Origin of the sequence: Pseudodesulfovibrio sp. zrk46, from assembly GCF_012516435.1 — a bacterium.
Classification (GTDB): Bacteria; Desulfobacterota; Desulfovibrionia; order Desulfovibrionales; family Desulfovibrionaceae; genus Pseudodesulfovibrio.
On the sequence record NZ_CP051216.1, the window covers coordinates 2,095,097 to 2,107,679 of the forward strand.

A 12,583-nucleotide genomic window follows, 5' to 3' on the forward strand; every position below is an offset into this window, starting at 1 on the left:
GCTAGCCTATTTTTGGTACCACTGTCCTTGCGGGTTCTGAACCCAACTGCCCGGAGGTACTATTTGGATGAACTTCGCGGCGCTTCGTTGACCGACAACGGCTGGGGCGGCGCCGGTCTTCTTGGCAATGGCTGCGTATACCTTGGCGCGATCGGCGTTTTCAGCGGCGACGAGATCGGCCTGCTGCTGCGGCCCCCGGAATTCGAGGTATCCCTGGTTGTTTTCGCCGACGATCCCTTGCTTCTGAAGGGCCTGGATGGCGGGGACTCGGGCCTTCATTCGATCCTTGATGCCCTGTGCCTGAGCCGTGGCAGCCAGCAGGCAGATCAGCATGGTGACAAGGGCAATAATATGTTTCTTATTGGGCATTGGGAGCCTCCGGTTCAGTGTCGTAGATATCAGAGAAGAAGTCGTCGAGTTCCTTGTCCACCTTGACGTTGACGTCGATGGTGATGTGGATCGGTTTGACTTCCACGGGAGCCACTTCGACTCTGTGGCTTGTCTGGCAGCCCCAGACGAAAATCAGAGTGACCATTGTGGTCATAATCCATAGTTGTTTCATAACATGTCCCCTCGTTATTTATGAGGTTGTTCAAACATGGTTGAGTGCTAGGCGACAAGCGTAAATCATCCGGAGGCGTAGCCGCGCTACGGTGTGGATTGATTTGCGGTTGGCAACGACGCAATCGGACATGTTTGGGCAACCTCTTCTATTCGATCATGTTGATGATGTCCTTATACAGCAATATTTGGTCCAGTGGTAAGGTGAAATTCACATCCAGTCGCAGGCCCTGGAAATTGGAGCCCTTCACATCTCCGGTCACACGGGCAAAACCGCCGAACTCCTTGCGGTAAATAAATGGGAGCGTGGAGACGGGCTTGCCGTCCAAAGACAGCCGTACCAGCAGGTCTTTCCCTACAGTATCCGCCTTGATGCGCACCCATCTATACTCGAAATCCTTGATGGCCTCCTGCGCCAATTCCAGTTGTCCGCGTTGGGGTGTCCCCTCAGGAATCGCGCTGACCAGATCCTGCATGGCCTCGACTTTAATGGTGCCGCCTTCGCCCGGTGACGAGTGCAAAAATCCGTTGTTGAACGAAATTTTCCCACGCTTCCATGTAACAGGCAATTCACCGGACAGGGCCGCCTTGCCTTCAGCATCGGCCAAACCGAGCTGTTTGAGCAGGCCGGAGAGGCTGAGATGCGAACAGAACAGGGTGACGTCATACTCCTCGTGACCGGGGACGATACGGAAAGCACGGCTGGCAACGTGGCCACCCACCCAATTGAAGCTCATGTTCTCCACCAGCACCACGCCGCGAGGCTCCAATTGGAATGTGACGCGGCCTTTGCCGATGGAAAGCGGGCCTGCGGTGAGGCTGTCGAAACTGAGCAGCTGGGCTGGTGCGCTGCGGAAATTCATCAGGTCCGGTGATTCGAAATAGAGACGGATACCCTCGAGGCGGGCGGTTTTCTCCTCGCCCATGACGAGGGAACCGTTGGTGACGAATACGCCCATGTTCGATGCGATGTCGCCGTCGTGGATGGTCAATCCGCCTTCAACCGACAGGTTTCCGGTAAGTTTCACACCCTTCATGGCCGGAGCCAGCGTGGCCGGATCAAACGTGTCGGCTATGGAGTAACTCGGGATGTCAAAAGTGAACCGGGCGTCCTTGGTTTCCATGGACGCGCTGCCGCCGAAAACAACTTTGAGATCAGGCAGGAGCTGTGAGTAGAGGGCTCCCTCAATGCCGAGGCCCATGCCTTGCTGACGCATGCGGGTGACTACCGTGCCGAGGCGGTACTTGTCGAAGCGCAGGTCGGATACGCGCAGGTCGCCTCGCGTATGCTTCTTTGGTGCAGGCCACGCCAGAGGGAGGGAAAACTTCACTGCGCCAGTGCGCAGGTCTGTCTTGTCGAGCGCCGTGCCGCGTGTGTTTCCCTTGAGAATGACGTCCGCTTTGTCTGAAGTGGCCGTGCCTGTGAGGCTCAGATTCAATCCGGCCAGCCGAATGGCGCGGCCTCCGGTATCAATGACCATCTTGTCTGGATGGTCCATGTTCAGGGCCACATTCCAGATGTCATTGGTACAAGTCGCGTTCAGCTTTCCGGGCAGAGTGACACCCATGGATTCGATGGTGAACTCTGTTGCCAGATTCTCGGCCGAGGCGTGACCCTTGGCAATAGTCACAGTCATGGGCTGCGGGGCTTCGATGGCGAGTGGCTGGATCGAAAAGTCGACCGTCTTGCCAACCACATTCGCTGCGATAGAGAGCTTTGAGTCCTCCGCGAGCAGTACGCCTGTATCCGGCAGGACAAGGTTGGCAATATCGGTCTGCACCTGTGCGTTCAGGGAGTCGAGGTCCGTGAGGTTGAGAGCGGCATTGATGGTGATGTCTGCATCACCTGTGACAGGCATGGGAAGGAAATCGGCCACTGCACCGAGTCGGAATTTTTTGGCAATCACCTCGGCCTTCACATCATCCATGGTCGGGCCCAATTCAACAGCTACATCAATCTGCTGATCGCGAGGGATAATGGTGGCTGCGACATTAATGGTATCCCCCGGTGTGACCAGTGCCGAGAAGGGGACGGAGATGGGCGTGCCGTCCACCGTGCAATGCAGAACGGAGTCGATTATTGCAATGGAGTCCAGCGGCAGGTCGGGGAGGGCGTTGTCGGAAGATGTGTCTGATTCGGATTTGGGGAGCAAGTCGAGGACCGGCAGACGAAATGTGCCGTCAGCAAACTCGGCATCGAGGCTGACACCCTCAAGGGTGACGGTGTTCACCCGCTTCTGTTTCAATGATTCCGGGGTGTAGGTGACATGCATATTGGCAAGCCGCAGCCCGCCTTTTTCAGGCCCGAGGCGGACAGGGCCGATGTCGGCGGAAAAGAGGCCTGCATTGCGGATGTGAAATTCGGTCAGGGGCAGTCCCATCTCGCCAGCCATCTGTGGGACGAGCTTTTCCAAATACCCGGGTGTCCACAGGAAAAGACCCCACCCGGCTGCCAGAATAATGGTCAGCAACCAGGGGGTGACAAGCAGTGTCCATTTAAGAATGCGTTTGCCAAGAGAGACGGCCATTTATGATCTATAACGCCTCCTGCATGTCATTGGCAAGCTATTGCACTTCGAGATGGTGTCCTGACTGAATGGCGTGGTATATGGCGTTGCCGAGCTTCGCAACGTCGTCGCGGCTGACAATATAGGGTGGCATTACATAGAGAAGCTTCCCGAACGGGCGAATCCATACGCCTTGCTCAATGAAGAACTCCTGGAGCTTCGGCATGTTGCTCGGATCAGTCAGTTCAACCACGCCGATGGCGCCGAGGACGCGAACATCGCTGACGTCTGCCAATTCTCGACAGGGTGACAGGCTCTCGTCTAGCCACCCTTCGATGTTTGAGACCTGTTCTTGCCACTCGTTGCGGTTGAGCAGATCAAGACTGGTCTTGGCTACGGCGCATGCCAGCGGGTTGCCCATGAATGTCGGGCCGTGCATGAGTACGCCGCCGTCAGCGGAGATGGTGCGCGCCACCTTGTCCGTGGCGAGGGTGGCTGCCAGCGTCATGTAACCGCCGGAGAGCGCCTTGCCTACGCACATGATGTCCGGGACGATATCTGCCCATTGGCAGGCGAACAGCTTGCCAGTGCGGCCGAAGCCCGTGGCGATCTCGTCCAGTATCAGGAGTACGCCGTGCTCGTCGGCCAACTCGCGCAGACCGTGCAGATATTCGGGGTGATAAAACCACATCCCGCCAGCGCCCTGTACGATGGGCTCGATGATGATGGCGGCAATCTCATGGGCGTGTTGCTCGAAGACGGCTCGTGCCTCTTCAAGGCTCGCCGGATCATACTCTGCGTCAAAGCGGCAGGTCGGCCGCGGCGCGAAAATTTGCTTGGGCAGGAGCCCTGAGAAAAGATGATGCATGCCGCCGTCGGGGTCGCACACGGACATGCAGCCACAAGTGTCGCCGTGGTAGCCGCCGCGTACGGTGAAGAGTCGGGTACGCTCGGTCTGGCCGGAGGTCTGCATGTATTGCAGGGCCATCTTGATGGCCACCTCCACGCTCACGGAACCGGAGTCAGCAAGGAAACAGTGATCCAGCCCATCCGGAGCCATGCCGATAAGACTGCGGCCCAGCTCTACGGCAGGATCGTGCGTCAGGCCGCCGAACATGACGTGGGACATGCGTCCGATCTGTTCCCGCGCAGTCCGGTTGAGTTCCGGGTGGTTGTAGCCGTGAATGGCGCACCACCAAGAGGCCATGCCGTCCATCAATTCGGTGCCGTCCTCCAGCACCAGTCGGGTGCCATGGGCGGATTTGACCTTGGTGGTAACCAACGGGTTGGTGGCTGAAGTGTATGGGTGCCACAGATGGTCGCGGTCGAAATCAATGTCATCGGATGAGGCCACCGGGCCGGTGCACAGGGATTCCAGAGCGCGCACCATGCGGTTGAGCAGTCGATGCTTGGGGTAGGTCTGGTCGCCAAGAAACTGGATGTCTGCCAAAATGGGAACGTCACCATGCTCGGTGATGGTCTTGACGTTGTCCTCCCGCAGAAATTCGTCTTCCTCGTCGGGACGTGTGGTGTTGTTAATGACCACGCCCGCCACTTTCAGGCCACGGTTGCGCACCATCTCCACAGTCATGAGGGTGTGGTTGATCATGCCCAGCTTGTTGTCGGCCACGATGATGACCGGTAGGCCGAGGCGTTGCATCAGGTCCAGTGAGGTCTCAGTGTCATTGAGTGGCACAGCTGCGCCGCCGGCACCTTCCACCAGTGCCACGTCGTAGCCGTCTCCCTTGGAACGAATCCCCTTCACCAGCTCGTCCAGATCGATGACATCGTTTGCCAGCTTGGCCGCCAGATGCGGCGAGCAGGCCGGGACGAATTTTTTGCAGCAGGCATCGGGATAGCCGTCCGGGAAATGGTCACGTGTGAAGCGGGCGTATACATCCACGTCTTCGGCACACAGGCCTTCCTCGGTTTCGAGGCAGCCGGTCTGGACCGCTTTGATGGCGAGGGCCTTTTTGCCCGCATCGAGCATGGCTCGGAGGAGAGCCGCTGTGACTCTGGTCTTGCCTACGCCGGTGTCAGTGCCGGTTATGAAGAAGCCGCGCATCATCGCATCAGGCTCGGGACAAAGGTGACCAGACTGGGGAATGCCATGAGGATGGCAACACAGATACAGTACGCGACCATGAAGTAGGAGACGCCCTTGAATACATCGGTCATGGGAACGTCCTTGGCCATGGATGCCACGATAAAGGTGTTGACGCCCACAGGCGGCGTAATGGCTCCGAGGGTGGTAACGACGGTAATGAGCACGCCGAACCACAGCGGATCATAACCCATGGCCGTGACCACCGGGAAAAAGATGGGAATGGTCACCAGCAGGAGCGCCAGCGCATCCATGACCATACCGCCTACCACGTAGATGAGACAGATGACCGCGATGATGACCATGGGCGGAATCGGTAGTCCGGCCACAAACCCGGCGGCCTCGAAAGGCAAGCGTGTGATGGCGAGGAAACGGCCGAAAATGACCGCGCCGAAGATGATGACCATGATCATGCAGGAAATCTTGAGGGAGTCGTTTACCGCCAACCAGAATTTCTTGATGGTCATCTTGCCGGACACTGTGGCGATGAGCAGAGCCAATGCCGCGCCAGTGGCACCCGCTTCAGTGGGGGTGAACAGGCCGAGGAACAGGCCGCCCATGACAAGTATGAACAGGATGATCATTTCAATGGAGCCGGGCAGGGATGCGAGCTTTTCCTTGAAGGTGGTCTTGGGACCGGCCGGACCCCAGTCGGGGTGGCGTTTGCACAGGTACCAGATGGTTCCCATGAACAAGGTGGTCAGCAGGATGCCCGGGACCATGCCGCCCATGAAGAGCTGGGCAATGGACTGGCTGGTCTGCAGGCCGATGATGATCAGTACAACCGAGGGCGGGATGATGACGCCGAGGGTCGCACCCGCAGCCACCGAACCGGTGGACAGGATCGGGTTGTACTTGAACTTTTTCATCTCGGGCAGGGCCACCGTGGACATGGTGGCAGCCGTGGCTGAGTTGGAACCGCAGATGGCGGAGAATCCGGCGCAGGCCAGAATGGTGGTCATGGCGATGCCGCCACGGATTTCGCCCATCCAGGCGTACGCGGATTTGTACAGCCGCTCGTTGACCCCGGAGTAGAAACAGATCTGCCCCATGAGAATGAAGAGGGGAATGACGGTCAGACCGTACTTGGAAAAGACGTTCCACAGTTCGGTGCCCAGCATGCCCGTGGCCGCACTCCAGTTGAGGACATAGGCGAACCCGCCAAAGCCGATGATGGCCATGGCGAACCCCACGGGGATGCGCAGGAAAAAGATGGCGGTGAGCAGCAGCAGGGTGCCGACGATACCGGCGGTGATCGGATCCATTACTGCACCTTCTCAGCGGTCATAGTTTTGAGGGTGTCCACCAGCAGCACGAAAGACAGGGCAAAACACCCGGCCGCAGCAGCGAACACAAAGGGATGATACACAATCTGGAGCGTCTCGGAGAGTTCCCCGGTCTGTACGAGGAAAGCTGCCCACTTGTATGTTTCCATGCCGCAGAGGGCGAAGAAACCGCAGGAGAGCAGACTGGTGCCAGCGTCGGCCAGTCGACGTATGATGGCCGGGAAACGGCCCAGCAGGATGCCTACAGCGATGTGGCTCTTGCGCCGCTGGGCAAATGCCAGTGAAAAGGCGGCGACCACCGCACCCATGAATCCCATGAGTTCGAAGGTGCCTTGAATCGGGGCCCATACCGCCCGCAGCACCACGTTGGCGCATGCCAGCACCATCATGGCTACGAGGAACAGCCCGGCCAGTGCGGTCAGCACTTTGGCGACGAGCTCGCTCAATTTGTCGAGTGCATCTATCATAGAAATAGGAGAACGCCCCCTGCCAAGACGACAGAGGGCGTTGTGTCGTCGGAGGTTACTTGCCGAGTTCGGCTTCGTACTTCTGCTTCAGGGCCATCATGTCGGCCAGGACAGCGTCGGCATCCAAACCGGCTTTGGTTACGCCTTCTTTCCAGGCGTCAACCAGTTCGGCTCCCTTGGCTTTGATCTCGGCGTGCTCGGCGTCGGTCAGGGTGAAGACTTCCACCTGATATTTGTCCTTGGACCACTGAAGCGCTTCGCTGGTGTAGTCGTCCAGGTACTTGCCGGTCCACTGGGCCTGCTCGCGACCCAACTCGTCCAGCACTTTCTTGGTGTCGGCGGGCAGGGAGTCCCACTTGGCCTTGTTCATGATGATGGCGAAGGGATAGACCGGCAGGTTGGTGACGGTTTCATAGCGGCAGATTTCGGCGAAATTCATGTCCTTGAGCACGTCGTAGGAAGAAACGAGGCCTTTGACCACGCCCTTCTGCAGTGCTTCAGGAGTCTGAGACATGGGCATGCCCACGCCCTGTGCACCAAGGTTGGCGAGAATCTTCAGGATGGAGCCGGAAGCGCGCAGTTCCAAGCCATTAAGGTCGGCCAGAGTCTTCACCGGCTTCTTGCTCATGACCTGAGACGGAGCCGAGGTGAACATGGTCAGAACCTTGACCTTATCGAATTCCTTGGGCTGGTACTTCTGGAAGATATCCCACATGACCATGCTGGCCACTTCGGTGGAAGTGAAGGCCACGGGCAGGTTCAGGGCCGAGATGACCGGGAACACGCCGGGGTAGTATGCAGTGGAAATGCAGCCGATGTCTGCCTGGCCGGTCTGTACGCCGCGAAGCATGTTCTTGGCGCCCAGCAGGGTAGAGCCGGGGAAGGTCTGCACCATGACGTCGCCGCCGGTGCGCTTTTCCACTTCACCTTTCCAGTGTTCCATCTGGACACAGGGGAAGGTGGTTGCAGGCGGGAAGTTGGCGTAGGTCAGCATGGTGCCAGCCATGGCCACAGAGGCCAGCAGGCCAGTGATTACCGCTGCAGCGGCAATCATGCTCAGCAATCGTTTCATGACTCTCTCTCCTTAAGATAAAAATAAAAGGCGGGCGGTCTCTCTCATGACCGCCCGCCTACTGATTACATATTCAGGTCGTAAGCAAGAACTACAGTTTTGCGGTTAGTGAAGCCCATGCCACCCGGGAAGGTGTTGAGCAACACGACCAACTGATCTTTGCCATCGTTGTTGATGTCGGCCAGCGCAACATCGGACACCTGCCCCTTGATGCGGCGGGTCTTCCAGGCGAGGTTCATGCCCACGCCATCCCAGGCAAGGGAGTGAATTTCACCCTGTGAGAAGTAGGTGAAGCGTTCAAAAACCTGAGCAGCAATAGACAGGTCTTTGTTGACCAGCAGCTCATATTGGTTCTTTTTGCTCAGAGGAGCAGTGATCATGCGGAACGGGACATTGTAGGTGGCAATCTTGCCGTCACCCATGCCAGGCCCCATGCCGGCCAAACGTTCACTGTATTCAACTCCGATACCGGAACTGTTGTATCGGTCCACATCAGAAGAAGAAAGTTTCTCCAGAGTCTGATCGTAGACTTTGATTCGATGGTAATCATCCAACACTATGACTTTGTAGCCGAATCCATCGGGCAAATACGTCATGTTGTATATGTTGGCATATTCAGGGCGGGGAATGGCAGGTCCTTTGGTTATGTCACCATTCTTGAAAATCGCTTCGTTGATTTTGTTAGTGAATACCTGGGGCTCACCTTTGTCCTGAACCACGAGCACAGGCGAGTAGGTTGGGGGAGTTCGAAGAACTCCCAAGAACTTGCGGTAGTTTTTAAGCAGGTATTCCAACTTGCCTTTCTTGAAAGACAGGATGTGTGATTTAACTGTGATTTCAGGGGCCAGAAGTTTCTTGCGCGAATAGGTTTGGATAGATCCGACAATGATTTCTGGAATGTTGTCACCATCTAAATCCATCAACTCTGCACGGAGGAATTGGGTCTTCGGTGCCACTTCAAGGTTGTCGAGGTGCTTGAGCTTTCCGTTCTCAAACACATAAACAGAAATGCCGACGTTGGTGAGTAGAACGACTTCATTCTTACCATCACCGTTGACATCACCCACGACCATATTGCTGGAGTTGAAACGAAGAGTTTGGCTGCGCCAACGGCCAACACTACCTGTACCACCCTCATAACGGAACTGGGGATTCAGGGAAGCTGCCGAGAACTCGCGCTCTTCTGCCTGGATGAACTGAGGGTTGGTGGGCCCAGTCTGAACGATGTCCTTTGTTTTCTCTGCCTTGACCTCTTGGTCGGTGGTGCTGTAGCCGGGACGATGGAATACTTCACCCATGATGGCCTTGGACTGCTCATCCAGCCACGGAGTGATTTCATCGATGCCCATCTGCCCTTTTTGGGTCCAGGAACTGCCGTCCACGCCGTAGGCCTTCATGCTGAGCGTGGCTTCCTTGTCCAAGATCGCGATGGTGCCGGTGACGATGTAATCAAGTCCGGAGGCTCGCATGGTGTTGATGGCCTCACCCTGACTTGTGGGGGCCTTGAGCTCTTCTACAAGGGAATCAGGAGCGGATTCGGCGTGGCCGGGCCATTCCAGATCGCTATTCAGGCTGGCCTGAAATGCTTTGGGAAAGTAAGAAAATTTCTTCGGGCCGTTATATTCAAACGGCGTTACAGCATATTTCTTGGCTCCTTGAGCCATGGCCGTGCCGGCCATCAGCATGAGGGCCAGGGTGGCGGTGAGGATGACGGTTAAACGTCGCTGAAACATATATTCCTCCGAATCAGTTGTTTTTCGGTTTTATCTCTTAATGCTCGAAAGCATCGCGCGGGAAGGTCTTGTAACAGTTTCCTTTCCGGTATGCAAAGATAGTCTGCGGTTGCCTCACCCCCGGTATGACGTTATTGGTTCCCAATGCCAAACGAATTTCGCACATTCCGGTTGGTCTGCGATAAAGCGGACACGACCATCGTGGAAGACCTGCTCAAAGCGCAGGGTTTTTCCTTTGAACCCGAGCCGTTCTACGCAATGGCTCGTAAGCTCACTCACGAACCGTTTCCTTTGGGAGAGAGCCTGGCTGCCCGCTTTGGGTTGATATATATCCAGGATCGTTCCTCCATGCTGCCGCCGCTTCTTCTTGCTCCGCCCAAAGGAAGTGCCGTGCTCGACATGTGCTCGGCTCCCGGCAGCAAGACAAGCCTCCTCTCCCGTCTTGTGGGGCGTGATGGTTTTGTCTTTGCCTCTGAGCCGTCGGCAGACCGGCTCGGCACCTTGCGTGCTAATCTGCGCCGTACAGGCTCGGTCAATGCCGCAACCGCCAAGGTGGAGGCTCAGAAGCTTCCCTTCCCGGATTGCTCCTGGGACTACATCCAGCTTGATCCTCCGTGCAGCGGCTGGGGAACCGTGGATAAGAACCCCAAGGTCATGGAGCTGTGGTCCGAATCCAAGACAGGGCCTCTCGTCACGTTGCAAAAGGCGCTCCTGACCAAGGCTGAAGCTATGCTGTCTCCCGGAGGCAGCGTTCTTTTCTCCACCTGCACCACCAATATCGAGGAGAATGAGGAGCAGGTGGCCTGGGCCGTGGAAGAGCTCGGTCTAGAGTTGGTGCCGCTTGCCGAGCCGAAGGGGTTTGTGTTTGGCGACCCGCTTCTGCCCGGCATGGATGGTGTGCTTCGGGTGGCAGAAGATTCCGACGGGCAGGGCTTTTTCCTCGCTCGTTTCCGTAAAAAAGATACAGAATGCGCAGAAAGCAGCGAGGAAGTGCAAAAAAGAGCACTGCCGGGGCAGCGCATTGATCTTCGTAAGGTCGAGGGCGGCAAACAGATGAATCTCGATAATTTGCCGCCGGGCGAGGTCTATGATTTCGGCGGCAAAGTCTTTTTCCTGCACGACGAGGCTGTTGAGCGAGTGCCCGCATCATTGCGTTGGCAGGGTGCACTGCTTGGCAAACTGGTCGGGCGTGGGGAAAGAGCCAAGTTCCTGCCTGACGGGGCGGCCAAGGTGTTGTTGTCTGAGCCGGGGCTTAAGGGCGGTCCGGATGTCCTTGACGTGGAAGAGCCTCTGCCCATCGAGCAGATGTTGTCTGGGCAAAGCCTTAGTTTCAAGCCCGGAAAAGGGCCTGTCGGGCTGTTCTACCGCGGGCTTCCTCTCGGTTGGCTCTCTCGAAAGGGGCGTCGCCTGATGATGTCTTCAAAATAGGCTGCAATTTCAGCGTGTTAGAAAATGAGATTTTTTTGCAAAAATCCGTTGACAAAAACAGGACTCGTGGGCAGTATCCCCTTCGCTGAACGCGGATGAGTTCACCGACGCAACCGCCTGTCAACGCAGCGAAATAAAGTTGAAAAAGAGTTGACACCCACGGCGGGTCGGGATAAACATCCTCTTCCTGCGGGCGCTTAGCTCAGTTGGGAGAGCATCGGCCTTACAAGCCGAGGGTCACAGGTTCGAGCCCTGTAGCGCCCACCATCTTTGAAATATTGGGGATCGCTTAACACCCCATTATTATAGTGCGGAGCCGTAGTTAAGCTGGTTATAACGCCGGCCTGTCACGCCGGAGGCCGCGAGTTCGAGTCTCGTCGGCTCCGCCACTAGAAAGATCAAGCCCTTACACAATCGTGTAAGGGCTTTTTCTTTGGTCTAGCGTCATCTGTCTGCTTGGTGGGCCCGCTAGTGGGCCCTTTATTCAAGCCTCCTTCCAGAATTTGAAGGTGGGGCCTGATTGGTTCCATGCCGCGAACAGACCTCTCGGTAGTCGCGAGTTTCTTGTGCCTCAGGATTTGCTGGATAGCGATCATGGGCACGTTGTTGTTTGCTAGAATAGATGCTGTCATGTGTAGGATCGCATGGCGCCCAAAAGCCATCACTCCAGCCTTCTACAGAGCTTTTGAGGGAATCCTCGGTTCTCTGTGTAAGGCTTATTCTTGGAGCGGCCTGAGGGCTGTACAAAGACCCATTCATTCAGCCGTCCTGTCTCTTCTTGGTGCCAAACCGAATGCGTTTGCCTGCAAAGTCTACATCCTTCCATAGAAGTCTGTATAACTCTCCGCGCCTCACTGCCGTATGCAGGAAGGTGAGGAGGAGTCTATTCTGTCCTTCTGTCTTTTCGCAGACCTTCCAGAAATCCTTCTCCGGTGGGACGTATCTGTTTTGTCTCAGCTCAGGGAATTTCGGAACGGCCAAAATGGATTGGTTTCAGGAAAGCCCTCAAGTGTGGGAGATTCAGATATGTCGGCAGAGAAGAAAAGCGCGGCTATTAGACTCACTGAAAGTTGGTTTTATTGAGATTCTCTATACAGATAATCTATTATGTCTATAGTAGCATAATTGTGTGAAATCATTGCATTGTGTGAATGAATTGCTTGGTTGTTTCCCTTTGCTTAGGTTCATAATGATTCGGAAAACCGGCTGAATGGCTGGTACGCATCAGGAGTGTGTTCTAGATGCGAGGGCGCTGCTTGCAACCGCTGGGCGCAATTCTTTCCGGACAGTATATGCAGAGGGAGCGAATGCACAAAATTCATCATATACATCTCGTTGGGCCAGGGCTTTGGGCCCGACGACTCTGAAGGGGGCCGTATGGGTACCAGGCATGGTTCCCTTCGATCCCTGCTCCCGGGAGCACCC

Annotated in this window: 9 protein-coding genes and 2 tRNA genes; 3 read left to right on the forward strand and 8 right to left on the reverse strand. The window is 56.3% G+C overall.

Translation table 11 applies throughout. The features are described from left to right. Positions 1-6: 6 nt before the first annotated feature. From HFN16_RS09500 to HFN16_RS09535, 8 genes are all read right to left on the reverse strand, one after another. Positions 7-369, reverse strand: a complete 363-nt coding sequence (locus tag HFN16_RS09500; protein WP_168890526.1) for a YdbL family protein — start codon at positions 367-369, stop codon at positions 7-9. Continuing rightward, entirely contained in the window at positions 359-562 is a 204-nt protein-coding gene (locus tag HFN16_RS09505) for a hypothetical protein (protein ID WP_210772184.1), read from the reverse strand. The genes HFN16_RS09500 and HFN16_RS09505 overlap by 11 nt, the downstream gene beginning before the upstream one ends. A gap of 148 nt (positions 563-710) precedes the next feature. Next, positions 711-3,089, reverse strand: a complete 2,379-nt coding sequence (locus tag HFN16_RS09510; RefSeq protein WP_168890527.1) for a YdbH domain-containing protein — start codon at positions 3,087-3,089, stop codon at positions 711-713. A 37-nt stretch (positions 3,090-3,126) separates the two neighbouring features. Continuing rightward, a complete protein-coding gene (bioA, locus tag HFN16_RS09515; RefSeq protein ID WP_348771043.1) occupies positions 3,127-5,136 on the reverse strand; it encodes an adenosylmethionine--8-amino-7-oxononanoate transaminase in 2,010 nt (669 codons plus the stop codon). After that, positions 5,133-6,437, reverse strand: a complete 1,305-nt coding sequence (locus HFN16_RS09520; protein WP_168890528.1) for a TRAP transporter large permease — start codon at positions 6,435-6,437, stop codon at positions 5,133-5,135. Before HFN16_RS09520 ends, bioA begins: the two co-directional genes overlap by 4 nt. After that, positions 6,437-6,925: a TRAP transporter small permease gene (locus HFN16_RS09525; RefSeq protein ID WP_168890529.1), complete on the reverse strand. Its 489-nt coding sequence runs from the start codon at positions 6,923-6,925 to the stop codon at positions 6,437-6,439. Before HFN16_RS09525 ends, HFN16_RS09520 begins: the two co-directional genes overlap by 1 nt. A 55-nt stretch (positions 6,926-6,980) precedes the next feature. Next, on the reverse strand, positions 6,981-7,997 hold the full coding sequence (locus HFN16_RS09530) for a TRAP transporter substrate-binding protein (protein WP_168890530.1): 1,017 nt from the start codon (positions 7,995-7,997) through the stop codon (positions 6,981-6,983). Between the two features lie 65 nt (positions 7,998-8,062). Next, on the reverse strand, positions 8,063-9,730 hold the full coding sequence (locus tag HFN16_RS09535; protein WP_168890531.1) for a VCBS repeat-containing protein: 1,668 nt from the start codon (positions 9,728-9,730) through the stop codon (positions 8,063-8,065). Positions 9,731-9,874: 144 nt separating this feature from the next. Between HFN16_RS09535 and HFN16_RS09540 the strand changes: the two genes are divergently transcribed. The 3 genes from HFN16_RS09540 (at position 9,875) to HFN16_RS09550 (ending at position 11,547) form a co-directional block, all read left to right on the forward strand. Beyond that, positions 9,875-11,158 (forward strand): RsmB/NOP family class I SAM-dependent RNA methyltransferase, encoded by a 1,284-nt coding sequence (locus HFN16_RS09540; protein ID WP_168890532.1) that lies wholly within the window; start codon positions 9,875-9,877, stop codon positions 11,156-11,158. 191 nt (positions 11,159-11,349) lie between these two features. Then, positions 11,350-11,425, forward strand: a tRNA-Val gene (locus tag HFN16_RS09545). Between the two features lie 45 nt (positions 11,426-11,470). Continuing rightward, positions 11,471-11,547 (forward strand) — tRNA-Asp (locus HFN16_RS09550). Positions 11,548-12,583 lie beyond the last annotated feature (1,036 nt).

Bases quoted from the DNA above. Each gene is read 5' to 3' on its own strand.
- HFN16_RS09500 (WP_168890526.1), bottom strand. From the start codon at position 369: ATGCCCAATAAGAAACATATTATTGCCCTTGTCACCATGCTGATCTGC.
- HFN16_RS09505 (WP_210772184.1), bottom strand. From the start codon at position 562: ATGAAACAACTATGGATTATGACCACAATGGTCACTCTGATTTTCGTC.
- HFN16_RS09510 (WP_168890527.1), bottom strand. From the start codon at position 3,089: ATGGCCGTCTCTCTTGGCAAACGCATTCTTAAATGGACACTGCTTGTC.
- bioA (WP_348771043.1), bottom strand. From the start codon at position 5,136: ATGATGCGCGGCTTCTTCATAACCGGCACTGACACCGGCGTAGGCAAG.
- HFN16_RS09520 (WP_168890528.1), bottom strand. From the start codon at position 6,437: ATGGATCCGATCACCGCCGGTATCGTCGGCACCCTGCTGCTGCTCACC.
- HFN16_RS09525 (WP_168890529.1), bottom strand. From the start codon at position 6,925: ATGATAGATGCACTCGACAAATTGAGCGAGCTCGTCGCCAAAGTGCTG.
- HFN16_RS09530 (WP_168890530.1), bottom strand. From the start codon at position 7,997: ATGAAACGATTGCTGAGCATGATTGCCGCTGCAGCGGTAATCACTGGC.
- HFN16_RS09535 (WP_168890531.1), bottom strand. From the start codon at position 9,730: ATGTTTCAGCGACGTTTAACCGTCATCCTCACCGCCACCCTGGCCCTC.
- HFN16_RS09540 (WP_168890532.1), top strand. From the start codon at position 9,875: ATGCCAAACGAATTTCGCACATTCCGGTTGGTCTGCGATAAAGCGGAC.